Raw genomic sequence first — 19482 nt, forward strand, 5'->3', positions numbered from 1 at the left:
AGCGGTGACGTAAAGGCGATGGGACGATGCATCAAACGATTCAGTCCCGCCGCCCGTGACGGTGACCGTGCCGGAAGGATAGCGTCCCTTCCTCGCGCAGAGTAGCGGTGTGCGGATGAACAGGGCCGGGCGGCGGCGTGTCGATTTCGCCGCCGCTTGTTCGTCGTGTGGGTAGAGCGCAGGTTGACGCGGTCGCGGAACGGCCGGGAGCCGACGCTGAACCTACCCATCCCAAGGAGATACCACGATGCGAGTGATGGTGCTGATCAAGGCCGACCCGAATTCCGAGGCAGGCGTGCTTCCGGAAGAGCAGCTGCTGGCCGACATGGGCAAGTACAACCAGGAGCTGGTGAACGCGGGGCTGATGCTTGCCGGCGAGGGGCTGCATCCCAGCTCGCGGGGCAAGCGGGTGCGCATGTCGGGCGACCAGCGCACGGTGATCGACGGGCCCTTCGCCGAGACAAAGGAACTGATCGCCGGCTTCTGGCTCTGGCAGGTGCGGTCGATGGAGGAGGCGTTGGAGTGGGTAAAGCGCATGCCCAACCCCATGCCCGGCACCGAGCCCGAGGTGGAGATCCGTCCCGTGTTCGAGACGGAAGACTTTGCCGCCAGCGACCCTACCGGCGAGCACCGCGCCGCCGAAGAGCGCCTGCGCGCCCGGATCGCCGGAGGCTGACAGCCGGGTTGGAGGCGCTTCGCAGTCCATCAAACTGCGTCCGCCGGGGTGCCCCTCCCCCGGCCCCTCCCCGTTCGTTCCTCACGGAGAGGGGAGAATTCGATCCCGCTCCGGCCTGCTTCGAAGCGCACCGCACTCGCGGCACACCCCACCTCTCCCCCGAAGTTGGGGGAGGGGTCGACGGCCGTTGCGAGGAACGAGCAAAAGGTACGTCGGGGGAGAGGGTCCGTCGGAGCGGGGGGTGCTTCGAAGACCATCGGACCAGCCCTGGCGCAGGTCTTTCGCGGAGCCCGCCAGAGCACGCCACACCCCGCCTTCCGGTGCCAATCTTGCGGCGATCTTCCCTCCGCGCGGACACCCATCGCCCGCGCATCCCGCCGTCGCTTTCCATCATCCGATCGCATACACGCACGCGCGGAACGTCATGAGCACGTCCGACAACGACGACATCCAGCCCGCTCCCAATACCGAAATGCCGCCTGATTCATCCGCCGACTCGCCGTCCGCATCCAGCAACGACGCCGTGCCGTCGCCGCACGCGGGGATGGGCGCGGTGCTGCACGCGCAGGGGACCACGTTCCGCGGGTGGGCGCCCAACGCGGCGGCGGTGTCGGTCAAGGGAAGCTTCAACGGCGAGTCGGCGGACGCCAACCCGCTGGCCCGCGACGGCGACGGCGGCTACTGGTCCGCCGACGTGCCGGGGGTAAAGGCGGGGGATACGTACACGTTCGTCATCCGCACCGCGGACGGCCGAACGCTGGAGCGGCGCGATCCGTACGCGCGCGATCTGACGCATTCGGTGGGCGTGTGCGTGGTCACCGACCCCGCGTTCGACTGGGGCGACGACGACGGCTACCGCTCGCCGGAGTGGGACGACCTGGTGATCTACGAGGTGCACGTGGGCACCTTTACCGACGAGGTGGAGGGCGCGGAGCCCGGCAACATCGCGGGGGTGATCCGGAAGCTCGACTACGTGAAGGACCTGGGCTTCAACTGCATCGAGCTGATGCCCATGGGCGAGTTCGCCATGAGCCACTCGCTGGGCTACAACCCCGCCCACATCTTTGCCGTGGAAGAGGCGTACGGCGGTCCGCACGGCCTCAAGACGCTGGTCAAGGAGGCGCACGCGCGCGGCATCGCCGTAATCCTGGACGTGGTCTACAACCATTTTGGGCCCAGCGACCTGGACCTGTGGCAGTTCGATGGCTGGTCGGAGAACGACAAGGGTGGCATCTACTTCTACCAGGATTGGCGTTCGTCCACGCCGTGGGGCGACACGCGCCCGGACTACCGCCGCGGCGAGGTGCGGCAGTTCATCCGCGACAACGCGCTGTTCTGGCTGGAGGAATTCTGCTTTGACGGGTTGCGCTGGGACGCCACGGGGCAGATCCGCAACGCAAAGGGCGGCAACCACCCCGGCGACGACCTGCCGGACGGCTGGGAGCTCATGCGCTGGGTGAGCCGCGAGGTGGACGCCCGCCAGCCGTGGAAGCTGCTGATCGCCGAGGACCTGCAGACCAACGCCGCCGTCACGCGTCCCGTGGACGACGGCGGCGCCGGCTTCGACAGCCAGTGGGACGCGCAGTTCGTACACCCCATCCGCGAAGCCATCATCCCCGGCGACGACGGCGCGCGGCACATGCACGCCGTGGCGCACGCCATCGGGTTCGCGTACGACGGCGACCCCAACAAGCGCGTGATCTACACCGAGTCACACGACGAGGTGATGAACGGCCGCGCCCGCGTGCCCCACGACGTGAACCCGCAGAACGCCGCGTCGTGGGAATCGCAGAAGCGCTCCACGCTGGGCGGCGCGCTGGTGTTCACCGCGCCGGGGATCCCCATGATCTTCCAGGGCCAGGAGTTCCTGGAAGACGGCTGGTTCGTGGATACGGATCCGCTGGACTGGAGCAAGCTGGAGCGCTTCCCCGGCATCCACCGGATGTACCGCGACCTGGTGCACCTGCGCCGGAACCTCTGCGGCACCACGCGGGGGCTGCGCGGCCGCAACGTGCAGGTGCACCACGTGAACGATGCCGGCAAGGTAGTCGCGTTCCACCGCTGGTGGGCAGGCGGCCCCGGTGACGACGTGATCGTGGTGGCCAACTTTGCCAACCGCGCGTACGACGAATACCGCGTGGGCGTGCCGCGCGACGGCGAGTGGAAGGTTCGCTTCAACGGCGACTGGAACGGCTACTCGCCGGACTTCGGCAGCCATCCCTCGTGGCACGCGGAGGCGGAAGACATCCCATGGGACGGCATGCCCTTCAGCATCGGCATCGGCCTGGGCCCGTATACCGCCATCATCTTCTCGCAGAACTGAAACGATGGGCTCACGCAGAGTTACCAGAGTGAGCAGAGTTGTATCCTGGTGTCTCCCCGGACCGAGCATGAGGAAACGGCACGAGAAAACTCTGGTAACTCTGGTGACTCTGCGTGAGGCCCCTCTGTTTTCTGTTGATGTTCATTCTCAGGCGGCACTCGCCTTGCGCCCCGCTCCAGTTCCAGAAGCATTGAAACCGCGATGAGGAGGATGCGGTGGCATGCCCCACGTTCACGCTCACGGGGGTGACGGCGGAGGTATGGGAGTGCGTGCGGCGGCGGGCATCGAGCGTGGGGCTTTCCGTGCCGCCCGGCGAGCGCGGCTCCGTGCACCACAAGATCGCCGACGCGGACTACGTCTGGGATGCCAACACCGCCACGCTGTCCATCACCTTCACCCGCAGCCCGGCGTGGATCGGCTGCGGCGCCATGGCGTCGCGGGTGCGCAAGGCGGCCGCGGGGTGCGGCGCCGGCTGAGCACGCGCGGGGTCCGCGACTTGCGACTGTGGGCGGCCCAGGAAAGCCCTGGGAGGTGCCCCGGGCGCGCGGTGACGACGCGAGGGAGAGATGACGATGGCACGCTACGAGCGCGACTTCATGGGCCGGGTGCGGGGGATGTTCCAGCGCATCGCGGGTGACGACGATCGTCCGCGCGGCCGCCGGCCCATGGACGCGTCCGGCCCCGGCGCCGAGGGCTACTTTCTGTCTCCCGAGATGGCGTACGACGCGGAGTACGCCCTGCGGCAGCGGGAGCGCGCTGGCTACGACCGCGGCTACGGCATGGCGCAGTTCGGCCGAGCGGGGAGCGGGCGCGGCTACGGCGGCGACTTTCAAACCGGGCGGGGCGGATACGACCGCGACCAGTTCTTCGTCAACCGGCGCCCGGGCACCAGCGGCTACCGCACCGGCGGCTACGAGCGCGACCTGGGGATGCGCGCCGGTACCGGCTACGCCGCCGGCCAGCGCCCCCGCGGCTACGGCGGCGAGTACAACGGGTTCTCCATGGACTACGACCGCGGCTTTCGCCAGCGCGCCAGCCGCTACGACGGCGGATACGGCCGCTGATCCAACTGGCTCCGAATGGCGAACGGGCGCTCCACACGGGGCGCCCGTTGGGTGTTCCGGGGTGCCGCGTGACGGCTGGACGGCTGGGGCGTCTGATGACAGATTACCCTCGGCAGGTCACCCTCCCCTCCAGCCACACCCCGGCCATGTTCCGCATCACCCGCGGGCATCACGTGCAGCACGTCCACTTCCCCCTCCCCATCATCCGCGACCTCGACGCCCTCGACGAGGAACCCCCGCGCAAAGATGCTCCCGATGCCGCGCCGTCCGCCGCGATCCAGGACGAGGCGGTAAAGGCGGACGCAACCGCCGACGCGACGCGGTAGCACGATCGTATCCACGGGACGATGACGACGAGGCACCCCGCGAAATCCGCAGGATGCCTCGTTTTTCTGCCCGTGAAAGCGGATCGCGTGATGCCGTGCCGCGACACCGCGATTCTTGCGATCACTTATCCTGGACCTGGACCTGAGGACGCGCCGGGGCACATCACGATGCCTCCACGCGCACGGGCCTGTGAACAACTGTGTAGCCGCCAATCCGCGAAGGCGGATTTCGTGTAGTTGTTGCAGCGAATTTATTCGCCCTTGCCTGCCCAGCGGCAGGTGATCCGCCGGATTCACCATCGGCCGCATTCGCTGCTGCACGGATCATGTCACGGCAGCCGCGCCTCGCCCGTGCGCGGATCAAAGACGGCGCCGGAGGGCAGCAGGTGCATCCGCACCCCCGACGTGCCCAGCACCGGCGCGGCGGTGGAGGTAATGCGGGCCCGGCGCGCGTCGTAGATGAACACCGCGCTGCTCCCGCGCACCGTCCAGTGCCCGTCCGGCCCCACCTCGATCGCCGTCGACTCGTCGATCCCCACGCCGATCAGCGCCGGCCGCTCCAGCACCACCGCCAGCAGCCGGTTGTGCCGCTCGCGCCGGATGAAGTGCTGGTCGATGAGGGTTCCCGGCAGAAAACCGAGCCCCGGCGCCACCTGGATCGTCCGCCGTGCCACCTCGGGAAAGTCGTCGCCGTAGTAGCCGGCCGTGTCCTCGCCCGCGCGGAACTGGTTGCCGGTAAGCATGGAATCCGGCATTACCGCCGCGCCCGCACTGGTGCCGCCCACCACAGCGCCCTCCCGCCAGCGCGCGCGGATGGCGTCCAGCACTGGCGAGCCACGCAGCACCGGCGTAACGCGCGACTGGTCGCCGCCGGTGAACCAGATCCCCGTCGCGCCGTCCAGCAGCCGCGCCGCGGAGTCCGTCATCGCCTGCTCGCGCGTCAGGTGCAGCACAAAGGCGTCCGCGCCCAGCCCGCGCAACTCCTCCGCCTGTTCCGTCCCCGACGCCTCCGGTTCGGCGCTCGCCATCGGCAGCACCGCGATGCGCGCCTTTCCCTCCCCGCCCGCCAGCTCCACGAACCGCGCCACCAGTTCCGGCGGCTGCCCTCCCCCGCCCACGATGAGCAGGTGACCGCGCACGCCCTCGACACCTGGCGCCCCCGCCGGCCCGGCCGACGGCGCGCACGCCGCGAGCACCATCAGGATCGCGATCCCCGTCCTCGTCCGGAGCTGCCGCATCACGTTCAGGTTTACCATTTATGGCTCGTGGTCCAGTTGGGAGCGTGTTCGACTGCTACGCGAACCTACGAGGAAAGCCGGTGATTGTGCCACCACGGCTACGGGAAAAGAACGGCGCACAATCACCAGCCGCCACCGCCTGTACGTGTTTTCCGAATTGCTGTTCCGGCCATTGCGCGATTCGGAATCCCTGCTCATCGTTGTGTCGTTCACTTCGTCTACCTTAACCTCTGCTCGGGTATGCTGGGGGAACGAAACTACGTCGGGTTGACCGAACTTCAGGTCGGGCGGTGCTTGGCGGTGTGGGAGGAACTATGCGGCGACGACGAGCGAGATCTGGATGTTTCCGAAGCCGCGTATCACGGTTCCCGAACGCGCTATGACGCGGACCGTGGCTCCGTTATCTTGGGAGCGGATGCGTATGCGGGCGTGGGTGCGAGCGCAAACGCCCGCATGTCGATGCAGGCGTGTCTTGCACACGAGCTGGCGCACATGCTGAGGGCGGAGCTCGGATTCAATCGGCCATTCACCCCCCCGGACGTTCACCTCGACGAAGCCGAAACGAGCATCCATGCCTCGTTCCTGGACGGCGTACCGCTGCGGGATCGCGAGGATCTGGTCGAGGACGCCCGGGATCGCCTCTTCGACTGGCTGGCGTTTCCCAAGGAGGAATCCCATGCGAATTGAAGTCACGGGCCGGATCTTCACTGGACGGTGCCAGATCCAGACGGAATGGTGTCACGCACGTGCGTGCGGCACGCTCAGTGCCGTGCTCGCCAGTGACGGCAAGGAAATCCATGTGTGCGGGGCCTGCCGTTCACGCATGGCGGCGACTGGAGCGTGGACGATCCCGGGGTCGCGGCGGCAGCCTCGGCCCATTCGCCGAGTGCACGACGAAGGCGAGACATACACACCAGGGCCGGATGCGCTCATCGTCGAAGCCAGGCCCGTCGTGAACAGGGGCCGCTGCGAGTTGCAGACCGAGCAGTGCGAGGCGAGAGAGTACGGGGTGATCACCGCCGCCAGAATGCCTGACTGCCGTACCGTCTGGCTCTGCGGCGCGTGTCTGGAGTCGATGGCGGTCAGCGGTGCGTGGGATCTCGGCCGGCGGGGAGGCGCGGCCGTGGCCGAGATCAAGAGGCTGGCCCAGTTCGAGACGGTGGCGCCCACGGCGTAGCCACCGGGAGATACGAAGCGCCCCCGCGGAACGGATCCGCGGGGGCGCTTCGTCATCCACAGCCAAGGGTCAGCGGCCGGCGCTGTTCAGAAAGTCCAGCACCAGGCCAGTCATCACCCGCATGCCGATGGGGATGGCGTTGTCGTCGGCCATGAAGGTGGGCGTGTGGTGGTCGCCGGAGGTGGTGCCGGGCGCCACCGTCCCCAGCCGGTAGAAAAAGCCGGGCACCGTGTTGGCGAAGAACCCGAAGTCCTCGGCACCCGTCGTGGGCGGCACGTCCACCACGTTCTGGGCGCCCATGATGCGCTCCATGGTGGGCCGCAGCCGCGCCGAAAGCTCGCGGTTGTTCACCGTGACCGGCGTCTGCCGCTCGTACTGCATCTCGTAGCTGCCGCCGCCCGCGCGGGTCACGCCCTCCAGGATCTCGCGCATGCGGCGCTCGACCACTTCCTGCACCTCGGGATCAAAGGTGCGCACCGTGCCGTGCAGCTCCACCTGCTCGGGGATGATGTTGTTGCGCTCGCCGCCGCGGATGAGGCCCACCGTGACCACGCTGGGCTCAAAGGGCGACAGGTTGCGCGAACGGATGGTCTGCAGCGAGAGCACCGCCTGCGCCGCCATCACCACGGGGTCGATGGACAGGTGCGGCGCCGCGCCGTGCGACTGCCGCCCCTTGATGCGGATGATGAAGCGGTCCGCCGCCGCCATCGCCGGCCCCGGCGTGTAGCCCACCTTGCCCGTGGGCATGTGCGCAAACGTGTGCAGGCCCAGGATGGCCTCCGGACGCATCTCGGTGAACACGCCCTCGTCCAGCATCAGCTTCGCGCCCCCCTGCTCTCCCGGAGGCGAGCCCTCTTCGGCGGGCTGAAAGATGAACATCACCGTGCCCGGGATCTCCTGCCGCATCCCCGCCAGCACGGAAGCGACGCCCATCTGCACCGCCGTGTGCACGTCGTGGCCGCAGGCGTGGCTGACGCCCACCTGGTTGCCCAGGTACTCGCTGCGTACCGTGCTCTTCCACGGCAGCGAGTTGTCTTCCGTCACCGGCAGCGCGTCCATGTCGGCGCGGACCGCCACCACGGGGCCCGGCCGCCCGCCTCGCAGGATGCCGATGACTCCCGTGTGCGCCACGCCGGTTCGCACCTCGATGCCCAGCGAGCGCAGGTGCGCGGCCACCATGCCGGCCGTGCGCGTTTCGCGGTTGGAAAGCTCCGGGTGCTGGTGCAGGTCGTGGCGAATCTCGGTGATGCGCGGCGCCAGGCGCTCCACGGCGGCGGCCACGCGCGGGTCCGCGGCCTGCGCGGCCAGGGGCAGCGACGCCAGCGTAAACGCGCCCAGCAGGGGCAGCGTGCGGGTGAGCTTCATGGGACCTCGGGATGGATGGAAGTGTGCCGGCCCGGCCGCTCCATTCTTCTTCCCCGTCCCCCCGGAAGTCAATCCCCACCCGCAAACAGGCCGGGGAGGCGGACGCGTGTCCCCCTCCCCGGCCTGTCCCGCGATCTATGTGTGCAAGGCGGATGTGCTCCGCTCCTCCTGGTCCTTCTTCTACGGGCGCCCGGCCTCCGGGTTTCGATGCACTTCCCAATGCCTGCTCCCCAGAGCCCCAGCCGGCCGCCCCCTGTCCCCCGGTCACCCGTGCCCTACCGCACCCGCTCCAGCCGGATGTCCCCGCTCACCGTGTTGACGTTCAGCTCCGGCCCGCCGCGGCCGATGGTGCCGCTGGCCGCGCTGCCGATCTCGATGTGGAAGCCGTCGTCGTCATCCTCGTCCTCGCCGCGCATGCGCAGGTCGAAGTCGGACTCGATCTCGCCGGACAGGGTCTGCGCACTCACCTCGGCGCCCACGTTGCCGGCCAGGCGCAGGATCACGTTGCCGCTCACGCTGGCGAAGTCCATGTCCTCGCCGTCCGTCTCGCCGAACGTGGCCGTCACGTCGCCGCTTACGGTGGCCGCGCGGGCGGTGCCGGTGGTAGACACCGTCACGTCGCCGCTCACCGTCGCCACGTCCACGGCGCTGCGCAGGCCGGTGGCGTTCACGTCGCCCGCCACCGTGCGCGAGGCGAACTTCACCCCGGCGGGCACGCGGACGGTAAAGTCGATGCGCGCGTCCTCCGCGTCGATCTCGCCACCCTGACCGTTGTTGTTGTCGCAGGCGTCCGTGCGCCGGCGGCCACCGTTGCCGCTGCCTCCGCGGCCGCTGGCGGGATAGATGGCGCAGATGACCACGCCGTCCGCGCCCTCGACCACCTCGATGCGCACGCGGTCCGCCTCGTCGCCGCTGCGCCGGCCGACCACCTCTACCTGGTCGCCGGACGCGACCTCGGCGCGAACGTCGCCCACGATCCCGCGGATCTCGATCTGCTGTCCGCGCGCCAGGCGCCCGGCCCAGCGAAAATCCTCCTGCGACGCGGCGCGGGCCGCCGGCTGCTGCTGCGCCAGCCGCGCCGGCACCGTTTGCGCCGCGGCGGCCGCAAGCACCGGCGCTGCCTCGCTGCGTCCGTCCCGGGCAAACACCAGCGTCCCCACCACGGCCGCCGAGGCCGCCACAACCGCTGCGTACCGCATCGTCTGTCTCCTGTTCATGTGCGGATGGAAGTACGGGTGCGGCGGCCGCGCATCGACGGACACACCGGCCGCGGCCGCATCCGAACGCATTGGATGCGGCGAGGTGCTGGATGGTTTACAGGGGGGTGACGCGGATCTGCGGGCGGCGGAAGGTCAGCCCCCGGTTCTTCCCGTCCGACGCGCGTTGCCGGGGAAGCGTCGAGGGGGCGGGAGGCTTGGAGAAACCCTTTGCTTATGCGTGAGCGACACTCATATTACACCGTGCGCGTCCGCTGCTCCCACGGGCGGACGCAGTGGTTCCCCTCCCCGCGGTCCTCCAGCAGGAGCAGGTCAATGCCCGCCGTACTCGGTATCGTCGCCATCGTTCTCGGGCTCGCCTGCATCATGGCCGACGAGCACATCAGCCGCAAAGTGTGGCGCGCCGCCGAAGATCCGCAGGCGGGCTCCACCAGCGTCCGCGCCATGGGGCTCATCCTTTTCGTGGCCGGCGGGCTGGCGTTCCTGGCCTGGAACCCCTGACGCCCCGCCGCGGGCGTCACTCCCCGTACGCCCGCGCGTAGCGGTACCCCGTCCGGCTGAAGCCCATCGACTCGTAGAAGCGGTGGGCTTCCTCGCGGCGCACGTTGGTGTTCAGCATCAGCACGTACGCGCCGCGCTCCCGCGCCCACTCGTCCGCGAACTCCACCAGCCGCGCCCCCACTCCCCGGCGCCGCACCGCCGCGTCCACGACCAGCGTGAGGATCCGCGCGTACGGCCGCTCGTGCTCGTACGTCCATCCCCGCATCATCCCCAGGAACCCGGCCACCTCGCCGTCCACCTCGGCCACGTACGCGGCGTAGTCTTCATCCTCCGCCACGCGGGCAAGCCGGCTGCGCACCTGCCCGGGCGTGGCGGGATAGCCCAGCTCGCCCATCAGACGGGCCACGGCGGGTAGGTCGGCGTCCGTCACGGGACGCACGCGGGCGGCGGATGGGGGAGGTCTCATACGCGGGGATGAAGCGGGAGGGGTACGATGCTTGCCGCTGTATCCGCGCTCCCGGCAACGACTTCAGCCATCTGGAGGAGGATCATGAGCGGCAAGAAGATGGAAGGGAACGAGGAGCAGAAGCAGCAGGCTGCCCGCGACGCGCGCGAAGAGCGCAAGAGCGCAAGCGAGGTCGGCGCCAGCACCGGTGCCAGCCAGCAGCGAACCGAGGCCAGCGGCAACATGTCGCACCAGGAGCGGCTGGACCTGAAGCGCGAGGGCAAGCCCGACCAGCTGGAGCAGGAGCAGTCGCAGGAAGCGCGTCCCGGCAGCCGGGATGCGGATACGCTCGACAAGGAGCGCTTCCCGCGCCTTTGACCGGGACGGACGCAGATCGGGCCGGGGGATGATCCCCGGCCCGATCCGCACCCTCGAACAGTGCTAACCTCTTCGATTGAACCCAGAAGCCAGTCATCCTGAGGGAGCGCCACCGAGAACCTGCACTTGCGCAATCATCTGCACGCGACCGAAGGACCTTGCCGGCAGAAGCGTGAGGCTGGCTTCATGCCCCGCACCAAGCTCCACGGTGGCGGAGAGAAGGTCCTTCGGTCGCGCGCAAGCTCTTGTGTACCCGAAGGTTCCGCGTGGCGCTCCCTCACGATGACTGTACGCTTCGTACGAAGAGCTGCGGTTTCTCAACACCCTCTCAGGATGACCGTCTCTAGCAAGATCGCCAGACCCGTCAGGCCTTGCGCGACGGCGTACCCCGCTTCCACGCGGCGTACGCCTGAATGCTGATCGCCAACCACATCGCCATGCCGATGGCGGACAGCGGGATGATGGCCTGCAGCGGCGGAGGCGTGGGCACCCGCGCCACGTCCCAGAACAGGATGGCGTACCACAGCGCCGCCCCCAGCACGCCAAAGCGCAGGCTGGGGACGCGCGCGGCGCGGCCCAGAAAGGGCAGGCCCGCCACAAAGGGGATGGCCGCGAAGATGATCAGCGTCCACCCCCGTCCCACCAGCTCCGGCAGCACCGAGTCGCCCAGAAAGAACAGCACGCCCAGCAGCACCGCCCAGATGAGCCGCTGGTTCTTGGCCGATACGCTCACGACGGCGGCAGCGGCGGGGGGGCGGCGGCGAAGAGCGGCGCAAGCTCCGGCACCTCACCCGCGGGCGTCCAGGCCGCCATCCCCTGCTTCCACACCAGCGTCTCGCGCGTAAGCTGCCCGCCCGACACGTGGCCGCGCAGCGCGTCCATCCCGAACGGCCCCGCCGGCGCGCCGCCCAGCGCCACGTGAAACTGCGCCGCGCCCGGGAGCGGCGGCGGACCGCCCGCGGGAGCGCCGGCCGCCCCGCCCGCGTTCTGTCCAAAGGCGTTCGCCATCTGCTGCGCCATCCCGAAGCCCATCCCCATCCCCATCCCGCTGGCGGCCGCGCCACCCGGATTGTCGGCCGCGGCCTCCATGGCGTTGGCGGCCTGAAACTGCGTGTACGCGTTCAGGTTGCCGATCACGCCCATGCTGGTGCGCTTGTCCAGCGCCTTTTCCACCTCTTCCGGCAGGGAGATGTTCTCCACCAGGAAGGTGGTGACCTCCAGCCCGTACTCACCCACCTCGGGGCCGATGACGGTCTTTACCGCCGCGCCCAGCTCCGAAAAGTTGGCGGCCAGGTCCAGCGCCGGGATCTTGCCCTCACCCAGCGCCTCGGTAAAGCGGCTGACGATGAAGTTGCGGATCTGGTCGCTGATGCCGTCGGTGGTGAACACCCCGTTGGTGCCCACGATCTGCGCGATGAACTTGCCCGGCTCGCCCACCTTGACCGCGTAGGTGCCAAACGCCCGCAGCCGCACCGGCCCGAACTCCGGGTCGCGCAGCATGATGGGGTTCTTGGTGCCCCACTTGAGGTCGGTGAACACCTTGGTGCTCACAAAGTAGACCTCGGCCTTGAACGGCGAGTTGAAGCCGTACTTCCACCCCCGCAGAGTGCTGAGAAGGGGCAGGTTCTCCGTCTTGAGCTCGTACCGCCCGGGGCCAAACACGTCGGCGATCTGCCCCTGGTCCACGAACACGGCGGCCTGGCCGGGGCGCACGATGAGCTGCGCGCCGTTCTTGATCTCGTTGTCGTGCCGCTCGAAGCGGTAGACCATCGTGTCGCCCGTGGCGTCCAGCCACTCGACGATGTCGATGAGCTCGGTCTTGATGAAGTCCCAGAGGGCCATGTCGCTGCTCCGTTGTGGCCAGGCGGGTGGGTAAAGCGGGTAACCTGCAAATTCACGCATGGGCGCCCCCCACGCAACCCGCGGCGCGAGTGTACGTGCATCGATGGCTGCGTGTTTCGGATTCGGTGTGAAGGTGAGACGATCGGAAATGGTTGGATGGCTTGACGTTGGGAATTTCGAGGGCGAGACGGCATCTCCGGAGGTCATCACGCTTCGAACCGGATCGAACTGGCGGCCCGACGGGGTGCCCTCACCCGCTCGCTTAGGCTCGCACCCTCTCCCGCAAGCGGGAGAGGGTATAAACTTCGACCGCGCTCCCACAAATGTCTGTGCGCACCTCCCTGCCCCACGCAGTCTGCGGAGAAGGGCCAGGGTGGGGGGCACCTACCATCCCGCGCGGATTCAATCGAAGAGCCCCGAAGACCGTGCCGTGCATCCCCCCTCCCGCACGGTTTGCGGAAGGGGGTGGCGCGCCGCTCAGGCGCCGCCGGGGACGGGTTCCACGGGGTCCGCCGGGCGCGGATTGCCGCCATCCACCACCCACTTCCACTCCCCGTTGGGCTGGCGGCGCCAGATGCTCAGGTACTTGGAGTAGCCCACCCCATTGCCCCCGCGACTGACCCCCAGGCCCACGGTATAGCCCAGATCGCCGCTCGCGGCCATTCCTCCCGCGACCGGCTCCCACTCCAGTGTAGCGCCGCCGCCGGCGAACACGGCGCCGACGGCCTCCGGCCCGTACGCGCCGCCAAGCAGCGCGCCGTCCGGCGCGACGTAGGCAGCGAACGCAACGCCGGGATTCCGCGCCACCGACAGTGCGGAAAAATCGCGATCCGTCTGCATGATCTGCTCGAGTGCCGCCGCCATGTCGGCACCCGGCTGCGCGACGCCCGTCGCGGGGGGATCGGGAAAGAAGCCGGGCGGGGGCGGGGTTGCAGGCTGCGGACTCGCGTTGAAGTGGAACGCGGCAAGCTTCCACCCCCCGCCATCCTGGATCCAGTAGGCAATGTACCGCGCTGGCACGGCGCCATCGTCGTTCGTACGCGTTCCTCCACCGAACGTGTATCCACTGCCTCCGTCCGCCGACACGTCGACGCGCACCGGCTCCAGCTTCAGCCTCATTCCCCGGAACGGCGGCCGGTCGAGCCACCCCGCCACGACGTCCCGTCCCTGCAGCAACGGCAGGCCGGGAAGCAGCACGTACGCGGAATCAGCCAGGTGCGGTGCCAGGCCGTTCAGCAGCCCGTGCGTTTCCGCCGCGGCGGAGACGGCGTGATCGGCCGCGCGAAGGGATTCGCGGGCCGCGTTCAGGTTTACCTGCGCGGCGGACGCGACGGGCGCGAGCAACGCGGCGCTGGCCATCAGGATCGTAAGCCTGGGGAGCATGATGCACGGAGGAGTGGAGGGGAGAACCGCGCCATGGATGGATGGTCCGATGCCGGCGGGGACCCGGAAGTTGGAGGCGGAACGCCGGAGAGAGGAGCTGTCTGCCGGAACGAGGCTGATCCGATCGATCAGCCCCACTTTTCCAGGAACCGCATCAGGGCGGCTTCCTCGGGATAGTAGCGGCCGGGCTGCTCGTCAGTGCGCGGGGCGTCGCGCATCAGAGGGGCGATGGTCTTGCCCTGGGAGTAGCGCTCCATCACCGACGGATGCACGTACGCGCTGCGGCAGACGGTAGGCGTGTTGCCCAGTTCGCTGGAAACCAGCTTGCACGCCAGAACCAGGTTCTTCTTGGCCTCGCGCTCGCTCTCCGGCGGGCCCAGGTCGGCCAGGATGGTGGCCATCCGGACCGTGCCGCCCCAGGTGCGCATGTCCTTGCTGGTGTACCGCTCGCCGACGATCTGCTTGATGTAGCTGTTCACGTCCGCCGCGGTCACCGGGTGCGCCTTGCCGTCGTCACCCAGATACTGGAACAGGCGCTTGCCGGGAAGCTTAAGGATCTCCTCCAGCACCTCTACCAGCGGCGTATCGGCCACCACGGAACGCTGGTCGATGGACTTTTTGCCCACGTAGCGAAAAACCAGGTTGTTGCCCTGGATCTTCAGGTGCTTCTTCTGCAGCGTGGCGATGCCGAACGTCTTGTTGGTGACCGCGTACTCCTCGCTGCCGATGCGAAAGAAGCCGCGCATGATCAGCCGCACCACCGTGGCCAGCACGCGCTCGCGCCCCACGCCGGTCTGGCTCAGGTGCTGCTCGGTGGCTTCGCGAAGGCGGGGGATGGCGCGGGCGTAGTTCAGCAGCTTGCGGTACTTTCGCCTGGCGCCCCTGGCCACGTGGTCGGGGTGATAGCGGTACTGCTTGCGCCCCGCCGCGTCGAAGCCGTACGCCTGCACCTTGCCCGCCGGGTCGGCGTTGATGTGCACCTCGGTCCACGCGGGCGGAATGGCGAGCTTGCGGATCCGGGCGAGCGCGGCCGGGCTGCGCAGCGGCTTGCCGTCGCCACGCAGGTATTCGAAGCCCGCTTCCGGCGTCCCCACCCGCCGCCACGGCCGCTCCTTCGTCTTCTTCTTCGCCGTTTTCGTAGCCATCACGCGCAGGACGATACAAGGAGCATTCCCAATTTGCGGACGGAGGGCACCCGGGCAGCTTTCCGGCAGCATTCCAGGCACCTGTACGGCCGCACGTGGCGCACGACGGCCCCGGTCAATGGCGGTCGAAACCGCGGCTGGAAAGTCACGAAGTCCGCCTGCGCGGACTCGGCGGCACGGGCGTGTGCGGGTCCCAAGCGGCAGCGCGTCCGCAACCGGGGCATGCGTTGGAGCGCGTGGATCGATCCCGCTTCCATCCACCGAATTGTCATTTCGAAGGAGTGCCGACGTAGCGGGCCACACCTGCGGCTACAGTCCGCGCAGGCGGACTTTGCGATTTTCCAGCGGCGAATTTATTCGCTCCTGGTGCGGACTCGATGGTCCGGGCTGCTCCCGGACCCCACGCAGCCGCGCGTCCACAGCCCGAACCCAACGCACCTGCGCGTCGCAACCCGGATTCCACGCCGCGCTCGAACCTTATCAAACGACAAAGGGGACGATCCGCCGCGGATCATCCCCTGCTGTTCATCAACCGTACTTTCGTACTCCGTACTCTCGTACCTTCGTACCCCGTACCTTCGTACCCCGGCTACGGCTTCTCCCGCTCCCGCGCCTCGGCGGCGGCCTCGAGCGCCGTCGGTACCTGGTAGTACGGCTGGCCCATCTCCACGGCCAGGGCGTGCAGGCTGTCGGCCAGCAGGTTGTAGCGGTTGACGGCCACGTGCTGGCGGTCGTGCAGCGCCTCGAGCCGGCGCAGGATGGCGTTGCGCGAAACCACGTTCAGGTTGTAGCGCTCCAGCTTGGCGCTGTACTCGGCGTACGCCTCAGGGGTCATGGGGCCGCGGCGCGCGTTGCGGTGAAAGCGCTGTACCACGCGCAGCTCGCGCTCCAGCCGTGCATCCTCGGCGGTGATCACCTGGCGCAGGCTGTCGGCCTCCACGCGCGCATCCACCAGCTCCGATCCCGTGGCCACCAGCTGGGTGCGCAGCTCCCTGGCCTGCACCCGCTCGTCGGCGTACGCAACCAGGGCGTACCCCTGCTCCGAGAGCTTTACGCCCACGATCACAAGCACCACAAAGAGCAGAAAGCGTCCGGGAGATCTCATGGTCCTTCTCGCTGCGGGGCCGGGTGGCGGGGGCCGGTGACGGCGGCACTGCGGAGTGTTGCTATACCTTGAAGATGCACAAGGTTCCCTCGTTCCGCAAACCGGGACGCCGGGCACAAACATATGTGCTTGACGGCACTGAACTTGCACCTCTCACGGGCTCCAGAAGGCGGGCAGAAAATCGCCGCCCCACGCGGAAAAACGCAGCAGGAGGAATGCCGCCATGCAGAGCTTCAAGCGCCCCCCGCCCCCGTGGCAGCGCAGCACCCAGGCGCCGCAGCACCCGGTGGGCCCCGCACGGCGGCGCTTTCCGCACGCTGCAGAGGGGGCTGAGCCGCCCGCGCGCTACCAGCGCGCCTTTGATGGCGCGGGGGACCGCCAGATCCACGGCCGCGAAAGCGACCGCCGGGTCGACGCCGGCGTGCAGATGCGCCGCCGCCCGCCCAGCGCCATGGACCGCATGCGCCGCAGCCCCGTGCGCCACGGGGTAATGGGCCTGGCCGTGGTGGGCGCCGCCACGCCGCTGGCCATCGCGCGCAGCAACCAGATGCGCAACGACCCCGCGCACGAGCGCCAGATCTCCATGCTGCCGGAGATCAACCCGCTGGCCGCGGGGCAGATCACCGAGAACGCGGTGGGGCAGGCCTGGCGCGACGCCAACGTGGCGGTTGCCGAGGACAGGTCCTCCGAAAAGGAGGCGGTCATCAAGCGCAACATCGAGCGCTACAAGGAATACACCATTCCGCGCGACTTGGCCGAGAACATCTACGACATCGCGCTGGAAGAGGACATCGACCCCGACATGGCGTTCGGGCTGGTGCGCACCGAGAGTGCGTTCAAGACCAGCGCGACCAGCCACGTGGGCGCGATCGGCCTTACGCAGCTCATGCCGGCCACGGCGCGCTGGCTCAAGCCGGACGTGACGGTGCGCGACCTGCGCGAGCCGGAAACGAACCTGCGCATCGGGTTCAAGTACCTTGCCGAGCTCATCGACAAGTACGATGGCGACAAGGAGCTGGCGCTGCTGGCCTACAACCGCGGGCCGGGCACGGTTGACCGGGTGCTCAAGCGCGGCGGCAACCCCGACAACGGGTACCCCGACATGGTCCTGCGCGACGCCACCCCCGACGCCCACCCGCGCGCGGCGGAGTAAGCGCGGGCTGAGCGCGAAAGCCGGTCCTCCTGGAGATTTCCGGGAGGGCCGGCTTCGTTTTGGGGTGGGATTGATCGATGGGACGCTTCGATTTGAAAGGGGATCGAACTGCGTCCGCCGGGGTGCCCCTCCCCCGGCCCCTCCCCGTTCGTTCCTCACGGAGAGGGGAGAAATTCGATCCCGCTCCAACGGCCGGCCGGGCGCAGTCAACCTCCCCCGGCAGTTTCGGGAGAGGTGGGCAAGTGGTGCTCGCCCGGAGGGGGCGCCAGCCCTCGCGCCACCCCGTCCGAAGCAGCCGAGGCCCTACATCCCGTCCCGCACCAGAAAGATCCACTCCCAGCCACCGTCCGTGGCGCGCCTGAACCCGGCGCGAAGGTCCTGGTAGCCCAGCTGCGAAGCGTACTCCGGCGGCGCGGCCCAGACGGGGGTGCCGGTGACCGTGGCCACGCCGCGGTCCAGGATGAACGGCAGGCGGTCGATGGAGCGGAACCCTTCGCGCTCCCAGGCGGCAAAGGTCTCCAGCAGCCCCATCTCCAGCGGTCCCAGCGTGTGCACGAACTCGCGCGACATCGCGGCGCGCAGCCGGGAGGTGTCCTGCTGGCTGGCGGCGTCGCGCACGGCCAGGACGAACTCCGCCAGGTCCATCTTGCGCACCTGGTCCGGCCGCCGGACGTGGTGCACCACGCTCTCCCGGCCGATCCACCCCTGCGGCGCGCCCGGGCAGTGGACGCAGCGCACCAGCAGGTCTGCCGTATCCGCCCGCAGCACCTCCAGCCGCATGAAGATGAACGGCAGCCGCACGCCGTCCGTCTCGCCGCGCAGCAGGGTGCCGGCGTCGCGGGTCCACACGCTCTGGTTCGCCACGATGGCCGGCGGGGGCGGCGGCGTGGTGTCGATGACGGCCGGCGGCGGCGGCAGTACGATCGGGGCCACGCGCGCGGGCCGGCGCGGGCCACCGCAGGCCGCAAGGAGCGCGAGCAGGATCAGGACGGCTGAGCGTCGCATCGGGCCAGTGTCGGTATGAGGATCGGGCCGGGCCGCGTCAGTCGGTTTCCCGCGGCCGGCATCGCACGTAAATTCCGGCTCGCAGCGCCATGCGCAACCCCGCACCGTACAATCGATGCCGCCTGACCCGTTCGCCGCCCCCCTTGCGCTCGTCTGCTCGGTGCCGCTGGAGTGCGAGCGGCTGCGCGCGGCGCTAAGGGATTCGCGTGAGGTGCGGATCGGACGCAAGCCGGCCTGGACGGGGCGGCTGGACGGCGCGGAGGTCGTCCTGGTCCCCGGCGGGATGGGCAAGACCAACGCCGCGCACGCGCTCACCGCCCTGCTGGAGACGCGGCCGGTGCGCGGCGTGATCGGCTTCGGGATCGGGGGCGCGTATCCGGGCTCCGGCCTCGCCGTCGGTTCGTTGGCCCTGGCCACCGCCGCCATCTACGGCGACGAGGGGGTGCAGGCGCCCGGCGGCTGGATGTCAACGGAAGGGATTGGCATTCCCCTGTGGACGGCGGGCGAGTCGCGCGTGTTCAACCAGTTCGCGTTGAATGCGGCGCGCGTGGAGCGGGCCGCCGCCTCGCTGGAGGATGCGGGATTCGACGTGCGGACGGGACCGTTCGTCACCGTCTCCGCCTGCTCGGGCACGGCGGCGCTGGGCGAGGAGATGGCGGAGCGCGTCCCCGGTGCCCTGTGCGAGGGGATGGAAGGCGCCGCCCTGGCCCACGTCGCCGCGATCTACGAGGTGCCGCTGCTGGAACTGCGCGCCGTCAGCAACCTGGTCGAAGACCGCGACCTGTCCCGCTGGCGCATCCGCGAGGCGGCAGAGGCGGCGCAGGAGGCCGTGCGTGTGCTCGTGGCAGCGTGGGATTGAGGGGGATTGAACGGATTCGTCGCGAGCCGCGGGGTGCCCCTCCCCCGGCCCCTCCCCGCTCGTTCCTCGCGGAGAGGGGAGAACTCATCGCGATTTGCCGAGTGCGGTGTATAGAAAGCCAGTGGAAACGGCACGAGAAAACTCTGATACTTCCAGAACGATCGATCGCGAGCGAATCTGAGGCGTCCCACTCACCCTCAGCCAAGGAGGCTCCGATGATGCTCCACGCGATTGACCTGCACAAGCGGGTACTTCAACTCGCCACCATGCGGGAGGACGG

At 69.0% G+C, this 19482-nt stretch carries 21 protein-coding genes; 11 read left to right on the forward strand and 10 right to left on the reverse strand.

Going from position 1 to position 19482, the window contains the following annotated elements; all coding sequences use genetic code 11:
• The first annotated feature begins 247 nt into the window (after positions 1-247).
• The 5 genes from ACOJUJ_RS11530 to ACOJUJ_RS11550 all read left to right on the forward strand — a co-directional run bounded on the left by ACOJUJ_RS11530 (position 248) and on the right by ACOJUJ_RS11550 (position 4389).
• Positions 248-676, forward strand: coding sequence for a YciI family protein (locus tag ACOJUJ_RS11530; RefSeq protein WP_420127022.1), 429 nt, complete (start codon positions 248-250; stop codon positions 674-676).
• Positions 677-1100: 424 nt separating this feature from the next.
• Entirely contained in the window at positions 1101-2999 is a 1899-nt protein-coding gene (locus ACOJUJ_RS11535) for an alpha-amylase family glycosyl hydrolase (protein ID WP_420127023.1), read from the forward strand.
• Between the two features lie 215 nt (positions 3000-3214).
• Positions 3215-3475, forward strand: a complete 261-nt coding sequence (locus ACOJUJ_RS11540; protein ID WP_420127024.1) for a hypothetical protein — start codon at positions 3215-3217, stop codon at positions 3473-3475.
• Positions 3476-3571: 96 nt separating this feature from the next.
• Positions 3572-4063: a hypothetical protein gene (locus ACOJUJ_RS11545; protein ID WP_420127025.1), complete on the forward strand. Its 492-nt coding sequence runs from the start codon at positions 3572-3574 to the stop codon at positions 4061-4063.
• Positions 4064-4158: 95 nt separating this feature from the next.
• Complete coding sequence (locus ACOJUJ_RS11550) at positions 4159-4389, forward strand: hypothetical protein (protein WP_420127026.1); 231 nt, start codon at positions 4159-4161, stop codon at positions 4387-4389.
• 329 nt (positions 4390-4718) lie between these two features.
• Here ACOJUJ_RS11550 and ACOJUJ_RS11555 read toward each other — a convergent pair whose 3' ends face one another.
• Positions 4719-5645: a cyanophycinase gene (locus ACOJUJ_RS11555; protein WP_420127027.1), complete on the reverse strand. Its 927-nt coding sequence runs from the start codon at positions 5643-5645 to the stop codon at positions 4719-4721.
• A gap of 249 nt (positions 5646-5894) precedes the next feature.
• Between ACOJUJ_RS11555 and ACOJUJ_RS11560 the strand changes: the two genes are divergently transcribed.
• Both ACOJUJ_RS11560 and ACOJUJ_RS11565 read left to right on the forward strand, forming a co-directional pair.
• Positions 5895-6314 (forward strand): hypothetical protein, encoded by a 420-nt coding sequence (locus ACOJUJ_RS11560; RefSeq protein WP_420127028.1) that lies wholly within the window; start codon positions 5895-5897, stop codon positions 6312-6314.
• On the forward strand, positions 6304-6804 hold the full coding sequence (locus ACOJUJ_RS11565; protein ID WP_420127029.1) for a hypothetical protein: 501 nt from the start codon (positions 6304-6306) through the stop codon (positions 6802-6804). The genes ACOJUJ_RS11560 and ACOJUJ_RS11565 overlap by 11 nt, the downstream gene beginning before the upstream one ends.
• A 69-nt stretch (positions 6805-6873) precedes the next feature.
• Here the strand turns inward: ACOJUJ_RS11565 and ACOJUJ_RS11570 are convergent, their stop codons facing one another.
• Both ACOJUJ_RS11570 and ACOJUJ_RS11575 read right to left on the reverse strand, forming a co-directional pair.
• Complete coding sequence (locus ACOJUJ_RS11570; protein WP_420127030.1) at positions 6874-8169, reverse strand: M20 metallopeptidase family protein; 1296 nt, start codon at positions 8167-8169, stop codon at positions 6874-6876.
• A gap of 275 nt (positions 8170-8444) precedes the next feature.
• The gene (locus ACOJUJ_RS11575; protein ID WP_420127031.1) at positions 8445-9368 is read right to left on the reverse strand and encodes a DUF4097 family beta strand repeat-containing protein; all 924 of its coding nucleotides are present in this window, start codon (positions 9366-9368) and stop codon (positions 8445-8447) included.
• 333 nt (positions 9369-9701) lie between these two features.
• On the opposite strand from ACOJUJ_RS11575, the gene ACOJUJ_RS11580 reads away from it, so the two are divergent.
• Entirely contained in the window at positions 9702-9887 is a 186-nt protein-coding gene (locus ACOJUJ_RS11580; protein WP_420127032.1) for a hypothetical protein, read from the forward strand.
• A 16-nt stretch (positions 9888-9903) separates the two neighbouring features.
• Here ACOJUJ_RS11580 and ACOJUJ_RS11585 read toward each other — a convergent pair whose 3' ends face one another.
• Positions 9904-10317 carry a GNAT family N-acetyltransferase gene (locus ACOJUJ_RS11585; RefSeq protein WP_420127033.1) on the reverse strand — a complete coding sequence of 138 codons (414 nt, stop codon included), beginning with the start codon at positions 10315-10317 and terminating at the stop codon, positions 9904-9906.
• A gap of 120 nt (positions 10318-10437) precedes the next feature.
• Between ACOJUJ_RS11585 and ACOJUJ_RS11590 the strand changes: the two genes are divergently transcribed.
• Positions 10438-10710 (forward strand): hypothetical protein, encoded by a 273-nt coding sequence (locus ACOJUJ_RS11590; RefSeq protein ID WP_420127034.1) that lies wholly within the window; start codon positions 10438-10440, stop codon positions 10708-10710.
• 364 nt (positions 10711-11074) lie between these two features.
• Here the strand turns inward: ACOJUJ_RS11590 and ACOJUJ_RS11595 are convergent, their stop codons facing one another.
• The 5 genes from ACOJUJ_RS11595 to ACOJUJ_RS11615 form a co-directional block, all read right to left on the reverse strand.
• Positions 11075-11443: a hypothetical protein gene (locus tag ACOJUJ_RS11595; RefSeq protein WP_420127035.1), complete on the reverse strand. Its 369-nt coding sequence runs from the start codon at positions 11441-11443 to the stop codon at positions 11075-11077.
• Positions 11440-12552, reverse strand: coding sequence for an SPFH domain-containing protein (locus ACOJUJ_RS11600; RefSeq protein WP_420127036.1), 1113 nt, complete (start codon positions 12550-12552; stop codon positions 11440-11442). The genes ACOJUJ_RS11595 and ACOJUJ_RS11600 overlap by 4 nt, the downstream gene beginning before the upstream one ends.
• 477 nt (positions 12553-13029) lie before the next feature.
• On the reverse strand, positions 13030-13935 hold the full coding sequence (locus ACOJUJ_RS11605) for a YybH family protein (protein ID WP_420127037.1): 906 nt from the start codon (positions 13933-13935) through the stop codon (positions 13030-13032).
• Positions 13936-14063: 128 nt separating this feature from the next.
• On the reverse strand, positions 14064-15080 hold the full coding sequence (locus tag ACOJUJ_RS11610) for a DNA topoisomerase IB (RefSeq protein WP_420127038.1): 1017 nt from the start codon (positions 15078-15080) through the stop codon (positions 14064-14066).
• 589 nt (positions 15081-15669) lie between these two features.
• Positions 15670-16185: a hypothetical protein gene (locus tag ACOJUJ_RS11615; protein ID WP_420127039.1), complete on the reverse strand. Its 516-nt coding sequence runs from the start codon at positions 16183-16185 to the stop codon at positions 15670-15672.
• 223 nt (positions 16186-16408) lie between these two features.
• Between ACOJUJ_RS11615 and ACOJUJ_RS11620 the strand changes: the two genes are divergently transcribed.
• Positions 16409-17338: a lytic transglycosylase domain-containing protein gene (locus ACOJUJ_RS11620; protein ID WP_420127040.1), complete on the forward strand. Its 930-nt coding sequence runs from the start codon at positions 16409-16411 to the stop codon at positions 17336-17338.
• Positions 17339-17641: 303 nt separating this feature from the next.
• On the opposite strand, the gene ACOJUJ_RS11625 is transcribed toward ACOJUJ_RS11620, so the two are convergent.
• On the reverse strand, positions 17642-18343 hold the full coding sequence (locus ACOJUJ_RS11625) for a hypothetical protein (RefSeq protein WP_420127041.1): 702 nt from the start codon (positions 18341-18343) through the stop codon (positions 17642-17644).
• 115 nt (positions 18344-18458) lie between these two features.
• On the opposite strand from ACOJUJ_RS11625, the gene mqnB reads away from it, so the two are divergent.
• On the forward strand, positions 18459-19202 hold the full coding sequence (gene mqnB / locus ACOJUJ_RS11630) for a futalosine hydrolase (RefSeq protein ID WP_420127042.1): 744 nt from the start codon (positions 18459-18461) through the stop codon (positions 19200-19202).
• Positions 19203-19482: the final 280 nt, after the last annotated feature.

Source organism: Longimicrobium sp. (assembly GCF_048594345.1).
Classification (GTDB): domain Bacteria; phylum Gemmatimonadota; class Gemmatimonadetes; order Longimicrobiales; family Longimicrobiaceae; genus Longimicrobium.

Excerpts from the sequence above, each read along its gene's own strand:
- ACOJUJ_RS11605 (WP_420127037.1), bottom strand. The coding sequence starts at position 13,935 with ATGCTCCCCAGGCTTACGATCCTGATGGCCAGCGCCGCGTTGCTCGCG.
- ACOJUJ_RS11580 (WP_420127032.1), top strand. The coding sequence starts at position 9,702 with ATGCCCGCCGTACTCGGTATCGTCGCCATCGTTCTCGGGCTCGCCTGC.
- ACOJUJ_RS11545 (WP_420127025.1), top strand. The coding sequence starts at position 3,572 with ATGGCACGCTACGAGCGCGACTTCATGGGCCGGGTGCGGGGGATGTTC.
- ACOJUJ_RS11570 (WP_420127030.1), bottom strand. The coding sequence starts at position 8,169 with ATGAAGCTCACCCGCACGCTGCCCCTGCTGGGCGCGTTTACGCTGGCG.
- ACOJUJ_RS11530 (WP_420127022.1), top strand. The coding sequence starts at position 248 with ATGCGAGTGATGGTGCTGATCAAGGCCGACCCGAATTCCGAGGCAGGC.
- ACOJUJ_RS11555 (WP_420127027.1), bottom strand. The coding sequence starts at position 5,645 with ATGGTAAACCTGAACGTGATGCGGCAGCTCCGGACGAGGACGGGGATC.
- ACOJUJ_RS11625 (WP_420127041.1), bottom strand. The coding sequence starts at position 18,343 with ATGCGACGCTCAGCCGTCCTGATCCTGCTCGCGCTCCTTGCGGCCTGC.
- ACOJUJ_RS11610 (WP_420127038.1), bottom strand. The coding sequence starts at position 15,080 with ATGGCTACGAAAACGGCGAAGAAGAAGACGAAGGAGCGGCCGTGGCGG.
- mqnB (WP_420127042.1), top strand. The coding sequence starts at position 18,459 with ATGCCGCCTGACCCGTTCGCCGCCCCCCTTGCGCTCGTCTGCTCGGTG.
- ACOJUJ_RS11600 (WP_420127036.1), bottom strand. The coding sequence starts at position 12,552 with ATGGCCCTCTGGGACTTCATCAAGACCGAGCTCATCGACATCGTCGAG.
- ACOJUJ_RS11590 (WP_420127034.1), top strand. The coding sequence starts at position 10,438 with ATGAGCGGCAAGAAGATGGAAGGGAACGAGGAGCAGAAGCAGCAGGCT.
- ACOJUJ_RS11535 (WP_420127023.1), top strand. The coding sequence starts at position 1,101 with ATGAGCACGTCCGACAACGACGACATCCAGCCCGCTCCCAATACCGAA.
- ACOJUJ_RS11550 (WP_420127026.1), top strand. The coding sequence starts at position 4,159 with ATGACAGATTACCCTCGGCAGGTCACCCTCCCCTCCAGCCACACCCCG.
- ACOJUJ_RS11575 (WP_420127031.1), bottom strand. The coding sequence starts at position 9,368 with ATGCGGTACGCAGCGGTTGTGGCGGCCTCGGCGGCCGTGGTGGGGACG.
- ACOJUJ_RS11615 (WP_420127039.1), bottom strand. The coding sequence starts at position 16,185 with ATGAGATCTCCCGGACGCTTTCTGCTCTTTGTGGTGCTTGTGATCGTG.
- ACOJUJ_RS11565 (WP_420127029.1), top strand. The coding sequence starts at position 6,304 with ATGCGAATTGAAGTCACGGGCCGGATCTTCACTGGACGGTGCCAGATC.
- ACOJUJ_RS11620 (WP_420127040.1), top strand. The coding sequence starts at position 16,409 with ATGCAGAGCTTCAAGCGCCCCCCGCCCCCGTGGCAGCGCAGCACCCAG.